Raw genomic sequence first — 19,669 nt, 5'->3', positions numbered from 1 at the left:
GGCAAACTACAAATGACATTCAAAGACAAGCCGAAGCGCGCTGGTGGCAAGACATTCGACCGGGGCGGCAAGCCGAAATCATCGGCAAAGCCGTCCGAGGCCCGTGAAAAGAAGCCTTTCAAGGAAAAGGCGGATGCACCCGTTGTAGAAACGGCAGCAGGGAAACCCGAGCGCATCTCCAAAATCATGGCGCGCGCAGGCGTGGCTTCACGCCGCGATGTCGAGCGCATGATCATGGAAGGCCGCGTTTCGCTGAACGGCGTCAAGCTTGAAAGCCCGGTGGTCAACGCCACCCTCGATGACAAAATCGAGGTGGATGGCCAGCCGATCCGTGGTGCCGAGCGCACACGCCTCTGGCTCTATCATAAGCCCGCCGGTCTGGTGACGACCAATTCCGATCCGGAAGGCCGCCCGACCGTCTTCGACAATTTGCCGGGTGAGCTTCCGCGCGTGCTGTCCATCGGTCGTCTGGATATCAACACCGAAGGCCTGCTGCTGCTGACCAATGATGGCGGTCTGTCGCGCGTGCTGGAACTGCCGACCACCGGCTGGCTGCGCCGTTACCGCGTGCGCGCCCATGGTGAGGTGGATCAGGCAGCGCTTGACAAGCTGAAGGACGGCATTGCCGTGGACGGCGTGCTTTACGGCGCAATCGATGCGACGCTCGACCGCACCCAGGGCCACAATGTCTGGATCAGCATGGGCCTGCGCGAAGGCAAGAACCGCGAAATCAAAAACGTGCTCGGCGCGCTCGGTCTCGAAGTGAACCGCCTGATCCGTATCTCCTACGGCCCGTTCCAGCTTGGCGATCTACCGGAAGGTCAGGTCATCGAGGTGCGCGGACGCATGTTGCGCGACCAGCTCGGCCCTCGTCTGATCGAGGCAGCGGGCGCGAATTTCGATGCGCCGATCTACGACCACAAGGTCGAAGAGGACGAAGAAGAAGCGCCTGCAAAGCCAGCCAAGGCCGAATGGGGCAAACAGGACAGCGGCGAACGCAAATCGCGCGATGGCGCGGAACGTCCCGCTGGCCGCTTCGATAACAAGCGCTCCGACAAGCCCGCAGGCAAATTCGGCGCCAAGCCTGCCGGAAAGTTTGCGTCCAAGGGCCGGGATGAGGACGAGGCGGATGATCGCGGCCCGAAGCGCCCGCCGCTCGGCAGCAACCGCACCGCCAATGTCTGGATGGCGCCCGGCGCCAAGCCCACACGCGATGGAAAGGCCCGCAAGCTTTCGGCCCGCGCCGAAGCGGAAAGCCTGTTCAAGAAGCCGTCGGCACAGGCTGAAGCCCGCCGCGCCATTGTCAAGCATAATGACGATGAAGGCAGCTGGATTCGCTCCGATTCGCCGAAGGAAGATGATCGTGGCGTACGTGGTCGCGGTGAACGCGGCGAGCGTTCCTTCGGTGACAGAAAGCCACGCGAAGCAGGCGACCGCCCATCTCGCGGTTCGTTCGGCGATAAGCCGCGCGGAGATCGCAAGTTCGGGGATCGTCCGTTTGGCGACCGTAAGCCACGTGAAGACGGCGAGCGCTCTTTCGGCGACAGGCAGAACCGCTCGGATCGCCCGGCGCGTGGCGACAGATCATTCGGCGACCGCCCAGCGCGTGGAGATCGCCCGTTTAGTGATCGCAAGCCGCGCGAAGAAGGTGACCGTTCCCCTCGGGCTGAGCGTTCCTTCGGGGATCGTCCGGCCCGCAGCGAACGTCCTTTCAGCGACCGCAAACCGCGTGAGGATGGTGATCGTCCCGCACGTAGCGAGCGTCCGTTCGGCGACAAACCGCGTGGCGCAAAGCCCTTTGGCGGCAAGCCTGCCGGTGGCAAGCCGGGCTTCGGCAAGCCTCGCGGTGAGCGCTCCGAAGGCGGTGCCGGCGGTCGTGGATTCGGCGGCAAGGGCGGCGCGAATAAGGGTTCGGGTGGCAAAGGTCCGGGCAATGGCGGTGGACGCGGCCCCGGCGGTAAACCTTCCGGTGGCAAGCCTTCTGGCGGTAAGGGAATGACGCGTAATGCGGATCGTAGGCGGTGAGTTTCGCGGCCGTACTTTGGCCGCTCCCAAATCGAATGCCATCAGGCCCACAATCGACCGGACGCGTGAAAGCCTCTTCAACATTCTGAGCCACGCTTATCCTGAAAGTCTGGAAGGCACCCGCATTCTGGATGTCTTCGCAGGCACGGGCGCGGTTGGCCTCGAAGCGCTTTCGCGCGGCTGCCGGGTGGCGCTGTTCGTGGAAAACGGCGTCGAGGGCAGGGGTCTGCTCTGGGAGAATATCGATGCGCTGGGCCTGCATGGCCGCGCACGAATTTTGCGCCGCGATGCCACCAAGCTTGGCGGCGTCAACAATATCGAGCCCTTCGATCTGCTTTTTGCCGATCCCCCCTATGGCTATGGGCATGGCGAAAAGGCGTTTCAGGCGGCCCATCTGGGCGGCTGGCTCGTGCCCGGCGCGCTCGCTATTCTGGAAGAGCAGGGCGATGCGCTCATCGCTGTCGATCCCGTTTTCAAGCTGCTGGAAAGCCGCACTTTCGGCGACACGAAGATGCATTTCTATCGCTACGAGCCCTGATCAGAACAGCGCTCCTTAACACGGACAGTGACATGCAACTTCGCGCACGTCACTGTCCTGTCGTCTTTGTGTCATAGAGCCATTTCCAGGATGACGTTCGCGGTGCTTCGAGCCATGCGAACGAATGACAGGAAATGAGGCTGTTCTCGTGGCTGCGAAGAAAAAGAAGCTTTCCGAAAAGAAACGTAAACGCAAAGAGACGGCCCCGGAACGAAGCGACCCCACCTTTGCCGTGGCGCTTGGCGGTGGCGGCGCGCGCGGCATCTGCCACATCAATGTCATCGAGGCGATGGACGAGTTGGGCATTCGCCCCAGCGCGATTGCGGGTGCTTCCATCGGCTCCATCATGGGTGCTGGCATGGCAGCGGGCATGAGCGGCAAGGAAATCCGCGAATATACGCTGGAGCTCATGGGCAAGAAGGGCAGTGTCGCCAACAGGCTCTGGAGCCTTGGCCCCGCCTCCATGCGCCACGCCGCCTTCGGCTTTCGGCTCGGGCAATTCAATCTCGAACTCATTCTCGATGCGCTTCTGCCCTCGGCGCTGCCACGGGATTTTGCCGAACTCGGCATACCGCTGAAGGTTATCGCAACGGATTATTACGCGCAGATGGAAGTGATCTGCGAAAGCGGGGATCTGAGGCAGGCGCTGGCCGCATCCTCCGCCATTCCGGCACTGTTCATGCCCATCCGCATGAATGAGCGCATCATGATCGACGGCGGCATCTTCAATCCCGTGCCTTACGAGCATCTGCTGGATGACGCCGATATCGTCATTGCCGTGGATGTGGTTGGCGGGCCGGAAGGCGATGGCACCACCATGCCGAACCGGATCGAAAGCCTGTTCGGTGCCAGCCAGTTGATGATGCAATCCGCTATCGGCCTGAAGCTGCGCATGCGCCCGCCGCATATCTTCCTGCGCCCGCCGGTCAACCGTTTCCGGGTGCTGGATTTCCTCAAAGCTCATGAGGTTCTGAATGAATCGGATGGTATCAAGGACGATCTGAAGCGCCAGATCGATATGCAGATTGAGCTGTTTCATCGCGGGCGAGGACTGGATATCTGAAGTCGCGCAGTCAAATGCGGGTGAAATACCGCTTTGGCCTTGATGCGGCAGAGGCTGCACAATAAATGAAGGTCAACGAAAGGCCTTCTCATGTCCTCAGAAATCGATTCCTCCAAGCTTCTCGAACGTGCAAGTGAACTGGTCGATCTGGCCCGCCGCGCAGGCGCCGATGAGGCGGATGCCGTTATCGTGCGGTCTCGCTCGCAATCCGTCGGCGTTCGCCTCGGCAAGGTCGAGAGTACGGAATCTTCCGAAAGCGACGATTTCTCTCTGCGCGTTTTCGTGGGAAAACGCGTCGCCAGCGTATCGGCCAATCCCGGCTTCGACCTGAAGACGCTGGCAGAGCGTGCCGTGGCCATGGCCAAGGTTTCGCCGGAAGACCCTTATGCCTGCCTTGCGGATAAGGAACGGCTGGCAACGACCTATGAGGACTTGCAGCTTTTCGACCCGACCGAGGTCTCGGCGGATCAGCTTCGCGAAGCGGCCTTGGCTGCCGAGGAGGCAGCGCTGGCGGTGAAGGGCGTTTCCAATTCCTCCGGTGCCGGTGCATCCAGCGGCATGGGCGGTCTCGTGCTGGTCACCTCGCATGGTTTTTCCGGCAGCTATATGGGCAGCCGTTTTGGCCGTTCCGTCAGCGTCATTGCGGGTGAAGGCACCAAGATGGAGCGCGACTACGACTATGATAGCCGCCTCTATTTTGCCGATCTCGATGCGCCGGAAGAGATTGGCCGCCGTGCAGGCGAGCGGGCGGTTCAGCGCGTCAACCCACGTCAGGTGGATACCGGCAGCAACGTCACGGTGGTTTTCGATCCGCGCATCGCACGCGGTTTCGTCGGCTCCATCGCGGGCGCGATCAATGGTGCGTCCGTTGCCCGAAAGACCAGCTTCCTGCGCGACAAGATGGGCCAGCAAATCCTCAAGAAAGGCCTGTCCATCACCGACGATCCGCAGATCGTGCGCGGCCCGTCCTCACGCCCCTTCGATGGTGAAGGCGTGCGTGGGGAAAAGATGGTGATGATCGAGGACGGCGTGTTGAAGCACTGGTTCCTCTCCACCTCTACCGCGCGTGAAATCGGCCTGGAAACCAACGGTCGCGGCGTGCGCGGCGGTACCTCCGTATCGCCCGCATCCACCAACCTTGCGCTGGAACCCGGCGATATCTCGCCGGAAGATTTGATCCGCCAGGTTGGCACCGGCTTCTATGTGACCGAACTGATCGGCCACGGCGCCAATATGATCACTGGTGAATATAGCTGTGGTGCCAGCGGTTTCTGGATCGAAAATGGCGAGAAGACTTTCGCCGTTTCGGAGGTCACCATCGCATCCAATCTCAAGGACATGTTCATGCGGGTTACGCCCGCGAACGATATCGACCGCAAATACGGCGTTGCCGCACCCACGCTTGCCATTGAAGGCATGACGATCGCGGGACGGTGATATGCCCTCGCGGCGGTTGCTTTCACTTGCGCATCATGCGCAAGTGATGGCTTGACAATAATATGCGCGAAACCGCGCAGAACGACGAGATAATGGCTGATCTTGCTGGGGCCGACTGGCGCTCCGATCTACAACTTGTTCTGGATGCCGCTCGCGAAGCTGGCCGCACTGCCCTGCAATTTTTCCGCAAGGACCCGGAAGTCTGGTGGAAGAATGGCGGCCATTCGCCGGTCAGCGCTGCCGATTATGCGGCCAACGATATTCTCGAAAAAATGCTTCGTTCGGCCCGCCCGGATTATGGCTGGCTTTCCGAAGAAACAACGGATGACGACGACCGGCTGTCGCGAGATACGCTTTTCGTTGTCGATCCTATCGATGGCACACGCGCCTTCATCAATGGCAAGGATACGTGGTGCGTTAGCGTGGCCGTCGTTCATAAGGGCAGGCCGGTTGCCGCAGCGCTCGTTGCCCCCGCCTTTCAGGAGGAATTCACGGCGTTACCCGGCCAGCGCTCGCTTAAGAACGGAAAGCCGTTGGCCGTCGCTGCGGATCACGAGGGATCGATACAGCTTGCCGCGCCTGAAGATGTGATTGCGAGGCTGCCTCAGGATTTCAAAACATCGGTCAGGCGCATTCCGCATGTTCCGTCGCTCGCCTACCGGCTCGCCATGGTCTCGGATGGGCGCATCGATGGAACACTGGTGCTGCCCAATTCGCACGACTGGGATCTGGCGGCGGCGGATCTCATTCTGCAGCAGGCGGGCGGTCAACTGGTGGACCTCGAGGGCAAGCCGTTGGTCTACAATCGGCGGCAGGTCAAGCATGGCGCGCTCTGCGCTGCCACCGGCCACCTTCTGCCAACTTTGCTCAAGCAGCTGAACAGGTCTTCCAGAGGTTGATTTTTGCCGGAAAATCCAGCAGATGAAGGCCTCTTGGGACTACAACACGAAAAAGAAGAGACTAGACGATGACTGAAGGCGCTAACCAGAAACAGCTTCTCCACCTCGTATTCGGTGGCGAACTCGATAATCTTCAGGATGTACAGTTTCGCGATCTCAAGGCTCTGGACATCGTCGGTATCTTCCCCGACTACGCATCGGCACTCGGTGCATGGAAGTCCAAGGCCCAGCAGACGGTGGATAACGCTCACATGCGTTATTTTATAGTGCATATGCACCGTCTTCTCGATCCTGAAAGCAAATAATCGCTGCTTTCCTACTTCCTTTGTACTATAGCTGGAAAAAACCAGAGCTTGTGCGAGTCCCTCTAGGGAAGCGCACAACATGTGGATTTCGGCGCATTTTTTGCCGTGCAAATTCCACCCTGTAACAAAAAAAGACGCATTTTCATAAGAAGTAGGCGACGATAAAGATAATAGGGGAAAAGCATTGCGCGAAATGATCGAGGGCAGCATATCATGAACAGCCGTATCGCCCGTTTCGCCCTTTCGGGTTACCGGATTGCAGGCGTTGCCGCCTATCCTTTTGCCCGCCCCTATCTTTCCTACCGCGCAGCCAAGGGCAAGGAAGACAAGCGCAGACGGCTGGAGCGCTTCGGCTATTCAAGTGCGGAGCGTCCGCGCGGGCCGCTCGTCTGGTTTCACGCCGCAAGCGTGGGAGAGACGCTGGCTCTCATCCCTCTGATCCGTGAAATCCGCAAGCGCGATATCCATGTGCTTCTGACCACTGGCACCGTTACCTCCGCCGAGCTCAGCCGGACGCGTCTGGGCGATGATGTCATCCATCAATATGTGCCGCTGGATATAAAGATTTCCGTCAATCGCTTCCTGAACTACTGGACACCGGATGCGGCGATTACCGCAGAATCCGAAATCTGGCCGGTGACGATGATGGAGCTTGAGCGCAGGCACATTCCGCAAATCCGCGTCAATGCACGTGTGTCGGATCGCTCCTTCGACCGGTGGAAGAACCATTCGGATTTTGCCGAGGCCCTGTTCAGCAAGCTTGCTCTGGTCGTGGCCCAGTCGGATATGGATGCGGAGCGTTTTCGCGATCTCGGTTCCTGGCCGGTGGTCATTTCCGGTAACCTGAAGGGGGATACCGATCCGCCACCATTCGATCAGGCAGTTTTCGATCACTATTGCCGCCAGATCGGCAATCGTAAGACCTGGGCTGCCATCTCCACCTTCGATGGTGAGGAAAAGGCGGCAGCGACCGTCCATTCGGCCATCAAGTCGCGTGACGGGCAGCTGACCATCATCGTTCCGCGCCACCCGGAAAGGGCGGACGAGATCGAGACCATGCTCAGGGGCATGAATTTGACGGTGGCGCGCAGAAGCCGCAACGACGCTATTACGCCTGAAACGGATATCTTCCTTGGCGACAGCATCGGCGAAATGGGTCTTTATCTTCGCCTGACCGAGCTTGCCTTCGTGGGCCGCTCGCTGACCGCTGAAGGCGGGCAGAATCCGCTGGAGCCCGCCATGCTGGGATGCGCCGTTCTCTCCGGCGCGCATGTGCAGAATTTCCGCGAAGCCTATCAGAAACTGCTCCGCTCCGGCGGCGGTCGCATCATTCGCGATGTGGAGATGCTGGCGAAGGCGGTGCATTACCTGCTCGTCAACGATAATGAGCGCTACAAGATGATCGACGCCGGTGGCAAGGTCATTCAGGAAATGCGCGGCGCTCTGTCCCTGACGGTAAAGGCGCTTGAACCTTACATCAACCCGCTGACGGTTTCGGCAAAGCTGCAACCGCGCGTGGCCATGGGCTGATCTCGTGAACAGCGTTGCAACGCCAAGACCTGCTTCGGCCATCGCCGCCGTGCTTTTCGACAAGGATGGCACGCTTCTCGGCTATGATGCCAGTTGGGGGCCGGTGAACCGCGAATTGGCGGCCATCGCCGCTGAAGGTGACCCGGAACTGGCCGACCGCCTGCTGCTTGCCTGCGGCATGGACCCTGTCACAGGACATGTGAAGCCGGATAGCCTGCTCGCCGCTGGCAACACCGCGGAAATCGCGGCAGGGCTGATTGCGGCGGGGTCGCGCTGCGAATTGCTGTGGCTCACGCAAAGGCTGGACCGGCTGTTCACGGAAGCCGCAGGAAAATCCGTTGCCGTTACCGATCTCAAGGCTTTTTTCGCCCGGCTGAAGGGCAGAGACTACAAGCTTGGCATCGCCTCCAGCGACAACGAGGCGTCGATCCGCGAAACCGCAAGACGTTTCGGCTTTGAGGCAGACCTCGATTTCGTCGCAGGCTATGACAGCGGCCACGGCACCAAGCCGCAGCCGGGCATGGTGCTTGGCTTCTGCAAGGCGATAGGGCTTGCTCCCGAACGCGTCGCAGTGGTCGGTGACAATAATCATGATCTGCATATGGCGCGCAGTGCCGGTGCTGGCCTTCGCATTGCCGTGCTGACGGGAACGGGCTCGCGTGAAAGTCTGTCGACGGATTCCGATTACTGCTTCGATGATATTACCGGCATCGAAACGCTGCTGCCGCAACGCGCCACCGTCTGATTTGGTACGGCTTTTGCAAAATCCTTACTTTTCTGGCACATAGCTCCTTCTACCCAAGATTTAATCGGGGAGTTAAGGGGCTTATGGTTTCAGAGGCACCGCCATTCTGGTGGGAAAAGTCCGGCTGGCAGGCCTGGGCTCTATCTCCTTTTTCCTTCCTTTATGGACGGATCGCCGGTCGCCGCATGAAGGTGGCGAAGCGCGCTTCGGTTCCGGTACCCGTCATCTGCATTGGCAATTTCACCGTCGGTGGCGCTGGCAAGACGCCAACGGCCATCACCATTGCCCGCGCGGCACTGGCCCGTGGCCTGAAGCCGGGGTTTCTCAGTCGCGGATATGGCGGTACGCTGGATGTGACCACGCTTGTCGATGCCGATCACCATCGCTCCGTCGATGTGGGCGATGAGCCGCTGCTTCTCGCACGCGAAGCCACGACCGTCATTTCCAGACGGCGCGTGGAGGGCGCCCAGCGTCTGGTGAAGGAGGGCGTGGACCTCATCATCATGGATGACGGCTTTCAAAGCGCCCGGCTGACGCTCGATTATGCCCTTCTCGTCATCGATACCAAGCGCGGCATTGGCAATGGCCATCTGGTGCCGGGTGGCCCCGTGCGTGCACCGCTGGCCGAGCAAATGCGGCAGGCATCAGCAATTCTGAAGGTGGGTGATGGACAGGCGGCAGACGCGATCATCCGTACCGCCGCCCGCGCCGCAAAGTCTGTTTTCGTCTCCTCGATAAAGCCGCGCCCGCAACCCGGCCTCGTCGGCACGCGCGTACTCGCCTTCGCTGGCATTGCCGATCCGGGTAAATTTTACCGCACGGTGGAGCAGCTTGGTGCCGAGATCGTGTCTGCCCGGTCCTTCCCGGACCATCATCATTTCAGCGACGATGAAATCGCCGATCTGATGGAGGAGGCTGCAAAACTCGATCTTCTTCCTGTCACGACCTCCAAGGATGCCGTGCGCCTGACCGGCCATCACGGCAAGGCTGCGGAGCTTTTGTGGAGCAGTCAGGTCGTGGAAATCGACATGGTCTTCGATGATCCGAATGCCGCTTCTGCGATGATCGATGCGGCCTTTGAAAACTGCCGCAGGCGTTTGCTCACTCACAAATAGATTTACGCTGCTGCAAGACTCTCGCCACCGTGAAGGAACAATCACCCCCTGCAACTCTTTTCTTTCTGAGTTGACGCACAGTTTTTCGTGTTCATCGAATGAGGGAGAGAGCAATGCCGCAAAGTAATGTGGAGAAAAAGACCTTTACGCCGCGCGAAAGCAGGCAGGGTTTTCAGGGTCGGCCAGTCTTGATCATTCTGGTCATCAGCCTTTTTCTTGCGCTGGCCGTCTGGCTGGTTGCCGAAATCTGGGGTGAAAGCACGGCACCCGCCACGCCGGAAACGCCGCCTGCCCCCGGCCCGAGCACCACGAGCCAGACCGTTAATCCCGGCGCACAGGGCGGGCAGTCCTTCGATAACAATCCGCCGGCTGGCGCAACGCCGCCAACGGAAGGTACGGACCGCAACCCGAATACGCAGGCGCCATAAGCGCCTGCACACCACAGACACCCAAATGGAAAAGCCGGAGCACATGCCCCGGCTTTTTCGTTGACTATGAGTGGTCTCAAGCGGCCTTCTTGCCCGCTTCATTCAGAGACGCAGCGGCAAGGGCGGTGAGGTCCTCATCCGTCTTGGATTCTTCCTGCAGGGTCGCATCCAGCAGCGGAACGGCCTTCGCGTGGCCAAGCTGCTCGGCCCAGGCCTTCAGCGTGCCATAGCGGGCAATCTCGTAATGCTCGACCGCCTGCGCGGAAGAGATGAGACCGGCATCTAGAGCAGGGCTGCCCTTGAAATCATCCATGATCTCTTCGCCTTCCGCGATGATGCCCTGAATGGCTTCACAGGTTTTGCCCTGCGCACGCTTGCCGATGATTTCGAAGACTTCCTGCAGGCGCTCGATTTGTCCCTGCGTTTCTTCCTTGTGCTTTTCGAATGCAGCCTTCAGCTTATCGCTGTTGGCGGCCCGCGCCATCTTCGGCAGCGCCTTCAGAATCTGGCGCTCCGCGTAATAGATGTCTTTCAGCGTGTCATAGAAAAGATCGTCGAGCTTCTTCTCAGCCATGTCATTCTCCCAAAGGTTGGTGCGGCTTATTGCGCGGGCCTACTAACCTCGGGAAAATTCGATTGTTCCGAAAGATGCGTTCAGGAAGAACGCTTTTGGTTCGGCAAGGCACCTGCGCGCTTCTCCGCTTCCACAGAGGCGGCGGCGTCCGCATAGGGCTCCTGACGCGCAACGCTCCAGTAGCGCAGTTCATCGACCGGAATTTGAGCGCCCGTCATAGCGCAGACGACATAGGCGCCGGTCTGGACGATGCGCAGGTCACCATCGAGATACTCGATCTTTGCTTCGCGATGTCCACCGTCGAATCTGTTCATGCGCCTGCGTCTCCTTGATGCTTCAATGTCACGGCGCATGTCTAATCCCGCGCGGCTTGGAATACTACCCTGCTCAGCTTCTGCCGAAAAGCTTTTCGATATCGGCGAGCTTCAGCTCGATATAGGTGGGGCGGCCGTGGTTGCACTGGCCGGAGCCGGGCGTGTTTTCCATCTGCCGCAAAAGCGCGTTCATTTCCTCCGGGCGCATGCGCCTGCCGGAGCGCACCGAACCGTGGCAGGCCATGGTGGCCGCAACATATTCCAGCTTGTTGGCAAGGCTGCTGGCCGTATCCCATTCGGCAATTTCATCTGCCAGCTGGCGGATGAGACCCTGCACATTCACTTCTCCCAGCATGGCTGGCGTCTCGCGAACGGCGACGGCGCCGGGGCCGAAGCGCTCTATGGACAGGCCCATGGCGTCGAAACCTGCCGCATGTTCCATCAGCCGGTCGCAATCTTCTTCCGGCAGATCAACGATTTCCGGGATCAGCAGCACCTGCGAAGCGGGGCGTTTTGAATGCAGCGCCTTGCGAAATTCCTCGAACACCAGACGCTCATGTGCGGCATGCTGATCGACTATGACGAGCCCGTCTTCCGTCTGTGCCACAATGTAATTGGCATGAACCTGCGCCCGCGCCGCACCGAGCGGATAACGCGATGGTTCGACGGATGTGTTCGCCGCTTCGCCCAACGTCTCGGAACGGGCGGTCGGCATGGTGATATCGGCAAAGTGGGATTGCGCGGTCTCCTGCAAGGCAAGCCCACCGGAAACATTGAGCGGCCTCGATGGGGAGTTTGCAGGCGTCCATGCCTGCGATGCGAAAGGCCTGACCGTCGAGGGGCTGTAGCCGGGCCGGAAGGCGCTCATCATCTGCGCGGCACCCGTCGTGGCGGCGCGGTCGCCCTCGCGGGTCAAGGCTTGGCGTATCGCACCGACGATGAGCCCGCGAATGAGGCCGGGGTCGCGAAACCGCACATCGGATTTCGCCGGGTGCACATTGACATCCACCAATGCCGGATCGAGCCGCAGGGAAAGCACGGCAACGGGGTAGCGCCCATGCGGAACGGTTTCGGCATAAGCGCCGCGTATGGCGGAAAGCAGAAGCTTGTCCTGCACCGGACGGCCATTCACGAACATATATTGATGAGCGGAATTGCCGCGATTGAACGTGGGAACGCCCGCAAAGCCGGTCAGCGTCACATCCTCACGGACGGCATCGATCTCGATGGCATTATCCTTGAACTCGGCACCGAGGATTTGGGACATGCGCGCCAGATGATCGTCTCCCGTTGCTGGAAATTCGAGCGTCGAACGGTCCGTGCCCGATAGCACGAAGCGAATGCGCGGAAAGGCGATGGCCATACGCTTGACGATTTCGGTAATCGCGCCCGCTTCCGCCTTCTCGGTCTTGAGGAACTTCAGGCGGGCGGGAGTGGCGAAAAACAGATCGCGCACCTCGACTATGGTTCCGGCATTCGAAGCCGCGGGGCGAACCGGCGAAAGCTTGCCGCCAGTCACCGAGATGATTGCGCCCTCGGTAGCACCCTGCTGTCGGCTGGTTATCGTCAGCTTGGCGACGGATCCGATGGAGGGCAGGGCCTCGCCGCGAAATCCGAGCGTGCGGATATCGTCCAGCGTAGCGGAAATCTTGGATGTGCAATGCCTGCGGATGGCCAACTCCAGATCCGCAGGAGACATGCCGGAGCCATTGTCTGTAATGCGCACCAAACCCTTGCCACCGCCCGCGGTCGCAATCTCGATGCGCGTGGCACCGGCGTCGATGGCATTTTCGATCAATTCCTTCGCGGCGCTGGAGGGTCGTTCGATGACTTCCCCGGCGGCGATCTGGTTGATGAGGGTTTCTGAGAGCTGTTGGATTGGCATGGGGCCATTGTCGTGGATTCGGTGGCAGGGCGAAAGCAAAATCGCATATTCCATACGGGGTGATCGCGGCTGGCATATGGTTGTCCACGCCAATTATTCGACTTCGGTCACGTTAAGTCCGCCTTAATGTTAAAACAGTATCACTTCAGCAGCTTGAAATGACTGATCCACACGCCTTTTCAGGATGGCTGATAGGTGCATGACGGGAACGCTGGGTGTCGTCTGCATGATCCTGAAAAGGCTGTTCGAGCTTTACGCCCGCATGTCCTGCTATTGCGCAGCCTTTGGCTGTCACCGTTATAGAGTTGGATTGAGCATTTGCTCGAAAAGTGCGTGTGAGGAACTGCCATGAATGATTTGGCGCCAGAGGGCGCAGCCATTCAAACAGCTATGCTCGACGCTGTCTGCGACGCTATTTCCGCTGCGCTGATCATCTATGACCGCGACGACCGCATCCTTTTCGTCAGCCGCCGTATTCTTACTTTTTTCCCGCTCTGCGAGGAGCATGTTACACCCGGCATCAGGCTGAAGGATTTTCTCGGCGCGCTTTACGATTGCTGCAGGGCAGGTAACGAGGCAGTGCCCGGACGGGACATGGGCCGGGACGAGTGGATCGCAGAACATCTCGCCACCCATTGGAAGGAACGTTCCGAGCGGGTAGAGCAGCGCCCCGGCGACAGATGGCTTCGCTACACCAAGAGACGCCTGCCTTCAGGGCTCGGCATCTGCGTGGTTGCGGATATTTCCGAGCAGAAGAAGCGGGAAGATCAGTGGCGCGTCGATATCGAGCGCGTGCAGATCACCGAAGAAATTCTCGATAACCTGCCGCTGTCCATCTTCGTCAAGGACCGCAATCGCGTCTATTCGGCGGTCAACAAGGCTGGTTGCTCGCTGCTGGAAACATCGCCGGAGCTTATTCTGGGCCGCATGGTTTCCGATATTCACTCCAACCCGCTCGCCTCCCGCATCGATGAAATGGATGTGCGCGTGCTGGAAACCGGCGTGCCCGCGATTCTGCCCGAACGCGTCACGCGGCTGACCGGGGAAGAAATTCTCGTGATCACCAGAAAGCAGCGCGTCGGCAAGCCCGGGCGCTATTTTCTCGTGACCACGATGGATGATGTCACTGCTTTTGCCACCACCGGCAAGGACGGCAAGTCCCTCATCCACGGGCTCGAACATCTCGATTTCGTCGCCAGTTCCTACATGGATGACGAACACCATCAGGCTTCACTGGTGCTGAAAGACCGTCGCATTCTGTTGGTGACGTCCAACGCCCATTCCGGCGAGATGGCGGGCAAGAAGCTCTCCGCCGTCGGTGTCGATTGCGCAGTTGCAACCAGTTTCGATGAGCAGCGTGCCTTTCTCGAAATCGCGGCCTCTTCCGGTGTGAAGATCGATCTCATCATCGTGGATGTGCAGATGGAGCTCGGCTGCCTCGATCTGCCTCCGGCCTATGGCGTGGACGTGATGACGCTGGATGACTTCCAGTTGGGAAGCTCGCTTATCAACCTCGTCACCCGCCATTTCCGCTCTGCCGATGTTCTGCAAAGGACTAGGCAGCAGGAGGAGGATATCGCTATCACGACGCGCGCAGGCAGCGAAAAGCCGAAGAAGCGCGGGCTCGATGTTCTTGTGGTGGAAGACAACAAGATTAACCAGATCGTCTTTTCGCAAATTCTGGAAGGCTTCGAGATCAATTACAGGCTGGCACAATCCGGCGAAGAAGCACTGCGGCTTTTCGAGGCGGAAAGCCCCGCGCTTATTCTGATGGATACGACACTGCCGGATCTCGATGGCTTCGAGGTGTGTAACCGCATTCGCCGCATGGAGGGCGCGCAACGCGAGCGCACGCCAATCATCGGCGTTATCCCCCTGGCTTTTGAGGGGGATCGGAAAGCCTGTATCGATGCTGGCATGGATGACATGTTGCTGAAACCGATCAGCCCGGATATAGTTGATGTGCTGCTAAAGCGTTTTCTGCCCCAACATGCGCGCCGCCTTCAGGGGTGAACACGCCCGCTTGTACCGGATGCGGGTTCGTGGGCATGCGTGTATTGTTTCTTAATATTTGCCTTTCATTGTACACGAAATCGTTACAGGTCGGTCAGGACGCGCGAATGAAGTCGCCAGAGCCAAATGCGCCTCAGATAAGTCAGCATGAGCTTCAGGCCATGGCGTATAGCGATCCGTTGACCGGGCTTGGCAATAAGTACCGTCTGCGTGACAGGATAAGAATGCTGGCCGCAGAGCGCGCCAGCGACCCCGCACCCTTCGCCGTGGGCGTGGTGAATATAGATGGCTTCAAGCCGATCAACGATCTTTTCGGCGTCGAGGCAGGCGATGAAATCCTCTGTCAGGTCGCCCATCGCCTGAAGGCCTGCGTGCCGGATGGTGCCATCGTCACGCGCCACGATGGCGACGAATTCGCCTTCGTGCTTCCCCTGATCTTCGAGCGCAACGGCGCGGAGCGGGTCGGGCATATGATCAAGGACGTCCTGTCTGCCCCTTACGATCTGGGCGACCGCAATGTCCGTCTTTCCTCCTCTTTCGGGTTCGCCATCCATCCCTTCGCTGGGGAGGAGTTCGAGGATCTGATGAAAAGCGCGGAGACTGCGCTTTATCGATCCAAGCGGCGCGGGCGGGGTCAGGTCACGGTATATTCGCGCGAGATCGCGCAGGAAATGAAGCGCGCGACGCAACTCGAACAGGCGCTTCGAAATGCCATCATCACGGATGCGGTGGACGTACATTTTCAGCCCATCGTCAGGCTAACGGACGATACGGTGATCGGCTTCGAGGCGCTGGCCCGCTGGCAGGATCCCGATCTCGGTTTCGTTTCTCCAGCCGTTTTCGTGCCGATTGCGGAGGAGCGCGGATTTATCGATGCGCTGTCGGAAACCCTGTTGCGAAAGGCGGCGGAGGCTGCGCTTTCCTGGCCGCGTGAGCTGTTCCTCTCATTCAACCTGTCTTCGGCACAGTTGATGGACCCCGGCACGGCGCAGAATATTCTCTCCATCCTCTCCCGCGTCGGCCTCGATCCGAGACGGGTCGAACTGGAAATCACCGAGACCGCCGTGATGACCTCAGCCGATACCGCTCAACGCATCATCACCGAGCTTCAGCAGGCCGGTGTGCGCATTTCGCTGGACGATTTCGGAACGGGGCAATCGAGCCTTGGCCGCCTGCGCGACTTCACCTTCGACAAAGTCAAGATCGACCGTGCTTTCGTGTCCCGCATCAGCACGGATCGTCCCTCGGAGCACATCATCAAGGCAATCGTCGCCATGTGCGATGGTCTCGACCTTGAAGTCGTGGCGGAAGGTATCGAAGACCGGACGGAAGCGGAGAAGCTGCGCGGTCTGGGTTGCGCCATGGGGCAGGGCTATTTCTATGGACGGCCCGTCGATGCAATTGCCACGCATCGGTACTTGCAGGAAAATTACACCCAGCCCGGTCGGGAATTCGTCTCATAAAAAAGGCGCCAACCGGCGCCTTTTTTGCTGCATTATTCGTGGACGTCAGAGCTTGTAGGCTCCGTCCAGCACACCCTTCACGCTGATGCCAAGATCGAAGGTCGCACCGTAAAGCGGATTGGCCTTGATCTTCTCCTCATCCAGCCCTTCGCAAGCCGAAGTGACGAGCAAGCGGTCGGCGCCTTGGCCGAAGAAGGCCGGGCAGGTGGTTTGCGTTGCGGGCACCTTGTAGCGCTCGATATGCTCACCCGCCGGATTATACCGGTCAACCGCGCCCTGTCCCCAGCGCGCGTTCCAGATGTGGCCTTCGGCATCGCAGACCGAACCATCAAGACCACCATCCTGACCAGCACGGTCGATGAAGACGCTGGATGCGCCGGTCGGTAGGCCGGTTGCGGGGTCGATGGGAACCTTCATCATGCGGTTGGCGCGCGTATCGACGTAATAGGCAGTCGCGCCATCGGGCGTGAAGCAGATGGAATTGGGAATGCTCAACGTGTCGAACAGCCTGGTCACGACGCCTTTGGCGACGTGATAGATCGCGCCCGCGCCATCCTCGGCCTTCTTGCCCATGGTGCCGATCCACAGCGCGCCGCTTTGATGGATCCGGCCATCATTGGAGCGATTGCCGGGTTTGCCGGGTTCGAATTCCACATGCAGCGAAAGTTCGCCGCTTGCGCGGTCGCGAATGAACAGGCCTTCATCCGAGGCCAGAAGCTGTAGCTGCTCATCGATGCGCGCAACGACGCTGGCCATGAAGGGAAGGAAGACCACGTTTTTCTCACCCGAGACCGGATCGAGTTCGTGCAGTTCCTTGCCGAGAATGTTCAGCCAGCAGGCGCGGTTCGTCAGCGGGTCGAAACTTGGGCCTTCACCCAGCATCATCTGGTTGGCATCAAGAACCGTGCCCTTGAATTCATGCGTCGTCACCATGTCTTATGCTCCAATCGCCGCGTCATAGGCTTTGATGGTGAGATCGGCGCGCTCGCGCGCTTCGCTGGCGCTCATGCCCGGCTTGTAGAGGCTGCTTCCAAGGCCGAATGCCGTGATGCCAATGCTGGTGTAATCCGTAAAATTCTTGTCGGACACACCGCCAACGGCGGCAACCAGGGTGTCCTTCGGCAGGATGGTGCGGATGGCGCTGATGCCGGATGGACCGAGCACGCTCGCCGGGAAGAACTTCAGGCCGGTCGCTCCGGCTTTCAGGGCCAGCAGCGCCTCGGTTGGCGTCAAAACGCCTGGCATGGTGACCATGCCTTTTTCACGCGCGGCGGTGATGACGTCGGTATCGACATTGGGGCTGACCATCAGCTTTCCGCCAACGGCGTCGAGCCTTGTCACGTCTTCCACGGTCAACATGGTGCCGGCACCAATCAGCGCATCGGCTGGCGCCATTTTCGCGGCGATTTCGATGGAGCGGAAGGGGTCTGGCGAGTTCAGCGGGATTTCGATTGCACGAAGGCCGCTTTCCAGCAGCGCGCCGACGACGCCTTCTGTTTCTTCCGGCTTGATACCGCGAAGGATCGCGACGAGGGGATATTTCATGTCAGGGAAGGGAATGCGCATGAGCGTGTAAGTCTCCTCAGTGCCAGATGGTCGTTGCAGCGGCGATCAGCCCCCGGCGAACGGCATCATCGGCGTCGATAATGGTAAAATCAATCGAAAGAGCGTCGAAGGCCGCCTTGTACAACGCGCCAAGGCCGCCGGATGCGATCAGGATGACAGTGGATTCCTTTGGCGCGCTGGCATGTGCCCCGGCAATTTCCAGCCCGATCAACATGCCGGAAAGCTTGGCTTTTGCATCTGTGGCCGAAAGCCCGTGCAGCAGCTGACCCGACCGCAAAGTGAAGAAGCGATTGGTCGCCATTTGCGGGTTTTCGTAGATATCCTTCACCGCATCGCGGAACGCTGGAAGATCGCCGGTGAAGCTTTGCGCATCGGCAACCGCATGCGACAGGATCGAGTGCTTCGAAATGACGTCGAACATCTCACCCGTCATGAAGGTGGAGAAGCCGGTGACGTTGAGGTCTTCCACCCGCACCCATTTGGAATGTGTGCCGGGCATGCAGACGAGCTGGTGGCCGCTGCGGTGATGTTCGGAGAGCGCGCCAAGAAGCTGCGTTTCCTCGCCACGCATCACATCCGGCGTCTGTTCCGCGCGTTGCGCAAGGCCGGGAAGAATGCGGATATCGCCCTTCTGGCCGAGTACAGGCGTCGCGCGATCCAGAACTTCGGAGAGGTTGGCGGGCACATCCACATAACCGGCTTCGACCCAGCCCTGGCGTGCACCAGCCATGCCGCAGATGATGACGGGCAGGCCTTCCGGGGCGGAAATGGCGGCGAGATGCGACGCCAGAACCTCGGCAAAACCTGTCTGCATGGCGGTCGTCATGCCTTCGGAACTGCGGCGTTCGGCAAGGACCGTTCCGGATTTGCTCAACAGCCACAGCCGGAAACTGGTCGTACCCCAGTCCACGGCAACGAAAGCAGCATCGGACATTATAAAAGACCTCCATCGATAATCATTGTTTGTGCGGTCATGGCGGCGGAGGCATCCGATGCCAGGAAGAAGCAGGGACCGACCAGATCCTCACCCGTCAGTGCACGCTTGAGACATTGCCGGTTGACCGTGCTGGTAATGCCGTCATCGGTCAGCCAAAGCTCCTTCTGCCGCTCCGTCACGATCATGCCGGGCAGTATGGCGTTGACGCGGATATTCTCAGGACCCAGCCGCCCGGCAAGGCTTTTCGTCAGGCCTATGATACCAGCCTTCGCGGTCGCATAAGCGGGCAGATCGCCCATATTCAGCAGATAGGAAATGGACGAGAAATTGATGACAGACGCGCTTTTCTCTTTCCGCAGAAAGGGCAACGCGGCCTGTGTTACAAAGAAAACCTGCTTCAGATTGACGGCGTGGTTTGCATCCCAATAGTCGCTTGTCACGCTTTCAATGTCGTGACGGTCGTCCCATGCGGCGTTGTTGATGAGCGTCTTTACACCACCAAGAGCCTCGCCAGCCGACTGGACCGCATGGGCAAGCTGCTGTTGATCGCGCAGATCGGCCTTGAAGAACAAAGGCGATTTTCCGCCTGTGGAAGAAAGCCTTTCAACCAGAGAAACGCTCGCCTTTTCATCGATATCTATGAAGGCGACATTGGCCCCTGCGGCTGCGAAGGCCTCCACCAGCGAAGCCCCGATCCCGGAACCGCCCCCGGTGATGAGGACACCTTTGTCAGCAAATTCAGACGAATGATCCAAATCGGTCATGACCCATCACATAGATGTTGAAAGTTCCATTATTTGGAACTAAGTTTTATTAATTGGAATAACACTAT

The 19,669-nt window shown here is 59.4% G+C and carries 19 protein-coding genes; 12 read left to right on the top strand and 7 right to left on the bottom strand.

Annotation, left to right across the window (positions count from 1 at the left end):
* The first annotated feature begins 12 nt into the window (after nucleotides 1–12).
* The 10 genes from CFBP5473_RS12350 (at nucleotide 13) to CFBP5473_RS12305 (ending at nucleotide 10,085) form a co-directional block, all read left to right on the top strand.
* Nucleotides 13–2,025, top strand: coding sequence for a pseudouridine synthase (locus CFBP5473_RS12350; RefSeq protein ID WP_027673897.1), 2,013 nt, complete (start codon nucleotides 13–15; stop codon nucleotides 2,023–2,025).
* Nucleotides 2,006–2,563 (top strand): 16S rRNA (guanine(966)-N(2))-methyltransferase RsmD, encoded by a 558-nt coding sequence (gene rsmD, locus CFBP5473_RS12345; RefSeq protein ID WP_027673898.1) that lies wholly within the window; start codon nucleotides 2,006–2,008, stop codon nucleotides 2,561–2,563. The genes CFBP5473_RS12350 and rsmD overlap by 20 nt, the downstream gene beginning before the upstream one ends.
* Before the next feature lie 232 nt (nucleotides 2,564–2,795).
* Entirely contained in the window at nucleotides 2,796–3,626 is an 831-nt protein-coding gene (locus tag CFBP5473_RS12340; RefSeq protein ID WP_051441158.1) for a patatin-like phospholipase family protein, read from the top strand.
* Between the two features lie 90 nt (nucleotides 3,627–3,716).
* Nucleotides 3,717–5,063 (top strand): TldD/PmbA family protein, encoded by a 1,347-nt coding sequence (locus CFBP5473_RS12335; protein WP_027673899.1) that lies wholly within the window; start codon nucleotides 3,717–3,719, stop codon nucleotides 5,061–5,063.
* 92 nt (nucleotides 5,064–5,155) lie between these two features.
* Nucleotides 5,156–5,962 (top strand): 3'(2'),5'-bisphosphate nucleotidase CysQ, encoded by an 807-nt coding sequence (locus tag CFBP5473_RS12330; protein WP_027673900.1) that lies wholly within the window; start codon nucleotides 5,156–5,158, stop codon nucleotides 5,960–5,962.
* A 68-nt stretch (nucleotides 5,963–6,030) separates the two neighbouring features.
* On the top strand, nucleotides 6,031–6,267 hold the full coding sequence (locus tag CFBP5473_RS12325; RefSeq protein ID WP_027673901.1) for a DUF4170 domain-containing protein: 237 nt from the start codon (nucleotides 6,031–6,033) through the stop codon (nucleotides 6,265–6,267).
* A gap of 213 nt (nucleotides 6,268–6,480) precedes the next feature.
* On the top strand, nucleotides 6,481–7,797 hold the full coding sequence (gene waaA, locus CFBP5473_RS12320) for a lipid IV(A) 3-deoxy-D-manno-octulosonic acid transferase (protein ID WP_027673902.1): 1,317 nt from the start codon (nucleotides 6,481–6,483) through the stop codon (nucleotides 7,795–7,797).
* A 4-nt stretch (nucleotides 7,798–7,801) separates the two neighbouring features.
* The gene (locus tag CFBP5473_RS12315; RefSeq protein ID WP_027673903.1) at nucleotides 7,802–8,542 is read left to right on the top strand and encodes an HAD family hydrolase; all 741 of its coding nucleotides are present in this window, start codon (nucleotides 7,802–7,804) and stop codon (nucleotides 8,540–8,542) included.
* Between the two features lie 83 nt (nucleotides 8,543–8,625).
* The gene (lpxK, locus tag CFBP5473_RS12310) at nucleotides 8,626–9,657 is read left to right on the top strand and encodes a tetraacyldisaccharide 4'-kinase (protein WP_027673904.1); all 1,032 of its coding nucleotides are present in this window, start codon (nucleotides 8,626–8,628) and stop codon (nucleotides 9,655–9,657) included.
* 113 nt (nucleotides 9,658–9,770) lie between these two features.
* The gene (locus tag CFBP5473_RS12305; RefSeq protein WP_027673905.1) at nucleotides 9,771–10,085 is read left to right on the top strand and encodes a hypothetical protein; all 315 of its coding nucleotides are present in this window, start codon (nucleotides 9,771–9,773) and stop codon (nucleotides 10,083–10,085) included.
* A gap of 76 nt (nucleotides 10,086–10,161) precedes the next feature.
* On the opposite strand, the gene CFBP5473_RS12300 is transcribed toward CFBP5473_RS12305, so the two are convergent.
* The 3 genes from CFBP5473_RS12300 to mutL form a co-directional block, all read right to left on the bottom strand.
* Nucleotides 10,162–10,659, bottom strand: coding sequence for a YciE/YciF ferroxidase family protein (locus CFBP5473_RS12300; protein WP_027673906.1), 498 nt, complete (start codon nucleotides 10,657–10,659; stop codon nucleotides 10,162–10,164).
* Between the two features lie 80 nt (nucleotides 10,660–10,739).
* Entirely contained in the window at nucleotides 10,740–10,973 is a 234-nt protein-coding gene (locus CFBP5473_RS12295; RefSeq protein WP_027673907.1) for a DUF2093 domain-containing protein, read from the bottom strand.
* A 73-nt stretch (nucleotides 10,974–11,046) separates the two neighbouring features.
* Nucleotides 11,047–12,858 carry a DNA mismatch repair endonuclease MutL gene (gene mutL / locus CFBP5473_RS12290; RefSeq protein ID WP_027673908.1) on the bottom strand — a complete coding sequence of 604 codons (1,812 nt, stop codon included), beginning with the start codon at nucleotides 12,856–12,858 and terminating at the stop codon, nucleotides 11,047–11,049.
* A 348-nt stretch (nucleotides 12,859–13,206) separates the two neighbouring features.
* Between mutL and CFBP5473_RS12285 the strand changes: the two genes are divergently transcribed.
* Nucleotides 13,207–14,871 (top strand): response regulator, encoded by a 1,665-nt coding sequence (locus CFBP5473_RS12285; RefSeq protein ID WP_037170685.1) that lies wholly within the window; start codon nucleotides 13,207–13,209, stop codon nucleotides 14,869–14,871.
* A gap of 107 nt (nucleotides 14,872–14,978) precedes the next feature.
* Nucleotides 14,979–16,334, top strand: a complete 1,356-nt coding sequence (locus tag CFBP5473_RS12280) for a putative bifunctional diguanylate cyclase/phosphodiesterase (RefSeq protein ID WP_027673910.1) — start codon at nucleotides 14,979–14,981, stop codon at nucleotides 16,332–16,334.
* A 45-nt stretch (nucleotides 16,335–16,379) separates the two neighbouring features.
* Here the strand turns inward: CFBP5473_RS12280 and CFBP5473_RS12275 are convergent, their stop codons facing one another.
* Genes CFBP5473_RS12275 through CFBP5473_RS12260 form a run of 4 tightly spaced genes read right to left on the bottom strand, consistent with a single transcriptional unit; the run spans nucleotide 16,380 to nucleotide 19,601 of the window.
* Nucleotides 16,380–17,267, bottom strand: coding sequence for an SMP-30/gluconolactonase/LRE family protein (locus CFBP5473_RS12275; protein WP_027673911.1), 888 nt, complete (start codon nucleotides 17,265–17,267; stop codon nucleotides 16,380–16,382).
* Nucleotides 17,268–17,270: 3 nt separating this feature from the next.
* Nucleotides 17,271–17,900, bottom strand: coding sequence for a 2-dehydro-3-deoxy-6-phosphogalactonate aldolase (locus CFBP5473_RS12270; protein WP_027673912.1), 630 nt, complete (start codon nucleotides 17,898–17,900; stop codon nucleotides 17,271–17,273).
* 16 nt (nucleotides 17,901–17,916) lie between these two features.
* Complete coding sequence (locus CFBP5473_RS12265) at nucleotides 17,917–18,834, bottom strand: 2-dehydro-3-deoxygalactonokinase (RefSeq protein WP_027673913.1); 918 nt, start codon at nucleotides 18,832–18,834, stop codon at nucleotides 17,917–17,919.
* Entirely contained in the window at nucleotides 18,834–19,601 is a 768-nt protein-coding gene (locus CFBP5473_RS12260) for an SDR family NAD(P)-dependent oxidoreductase (protein WP_027673914.1), read from the bottom strand. Before CFBP5473_RS12260 ends, CFBP5473_RS12265 begins: the two co-directional genes overlap by 1 nt.
* Nucleotides 19,602–19,669 lie beyond the last annotated feature (68 nt).

Source organism: Agrobacterium larrymoorei, from assembly GCF_005145045.1.
Classification (GTDB): Bacteria; Pseudomonadota; Alphaproteobacteria; order Rhizobiales; family Rhizobiaceae; genus Agrobacterium; species Agrobacterium larrymoorei.
The sequence above is the reverse complement of the archived record's forward strand: the minus strand, read 5'-3'. Positions and strand labels throughout refer to the sequence as shown.

Bases quoted from the DNA above. Each gene is read 5' to 3' on its own strand.
- lpxK (WP_027673904.1), top strand. From the start codon at position 8,626: ATGGTTTCAGAGGCACCGCCATTCTGGTGGGAAAAGTCCGGCTGGCAG.
- CFBP5473_RS12280 (WP_027673910.1), top strand. From the start codon at position 14,979: ATGAAGTCGCCAGAGCCAAATGCGCCTCAGATAAGTCAGCATGAGCTT.
- CFBP5473_RS12335 (WP_027673899.1), top strand. From the start codon at position 3,717: ATGTCCTCAGAAATCGATTCCTCCAAGCTTCTCGAACGTGCAAGTGAA.
- CFBP5473_RS12330 (WP_027673900.1), top strand. From the start codon at position 5,156: ATGGCTGATCTTGCTGGGGCCGACTGGCGCTCCGATCTACAACTTGTT.
- mutL (WP_027673908.1), bottom strand. From the start codon at position 12,858: ATGCCAATCCAACAGCTCTCAGAAACCCTCATCAACCAGATCGCCGCC.
- CFBP5473_RS12350 (WP_027673897.1), top strand. From the start codon at position 13: ATGACATTCAAAGACAAGCCGAAGCGCGCTGGTGGCAAGACATTCGAC.
- CFBP5473_RS12300 (WP_027673906.1), bottom strand. From the start codon at position 10,659: ATGGCTGAGAAGAAGCTCGACGATCTTTTCTATGACACGCTGAAAGAC.
- rsmD (WP_027673898.1), top strand. From the start codon at position 2,006: ATGCGGATCGTAGGCGGTGAGTTTCGCGGCCGTACTTTGGCCGCTCCC.
- CFBP5473_RS12275 (WP_027673911.1), bottom strand. From the start codon at position 17,267: ATGGTGACGACGCATGAATTCAAGGGCACGGTTCTTGATGCCAACCAG.
- CFBP5473_RS12295 (WP_027673907.1), bottom strand. From the start codon at position 10,973: ATGAACAGATTCGACGGTGGACATCGCGAAGCAAAGATCGAGTATCTC.
- CFBP5473_RS12285 (WP_037170685.1), top strand. From the start codon at position 13,207: ATGAATGATTTGGCGCCAGAGGGCGCAGCCATTCAAACAGCTATGCTC.
- CFBP5473_RS12270 (WP_027673912.1), bottom strand. From the start codon at position 17,900: ATGCGCATTCCCTTCCCTGACATGAAATATCCCCTCGTCGCGATCCTT.
- CFBP5473_RS12265 (WP_027673913.1), bottom strand. From the start codon at position 18,834: ATGTCCGATGCTGCTTTCGTTGCCGTGGACTGGGGTACGACCAGTTTC.
- CFBP5473_RS12305 (WP_027673905.1), top strand. From the start codon at position 9,771: ATGCCGCAAAGTAATGTGGAGAAAAAGACCTTTACGCCGCGCGAAAGC.
- waaA (WP_027673902.1), top strand. From the start codon at position 6,481: ATGAACAGCCGTATCGCCCGTTTCGCCCTTTCGGGTTACCGGATTGCA.
- CFBP5473_RS12325 (WP_027673901.1), top strand. From the start codon at position 6,031: ATGACTGAAGGCGCTAACCAGAAACAGCTTCTCCACCTCGTATTCGGT.
- CFBP5473_RS12260 (WP_027673914.1), bottom strand. From the start codon at position 19,601: ATGACCGATTTGGATCATTCGTCTGAATTTGCTGACAAAGGTGTCCTC.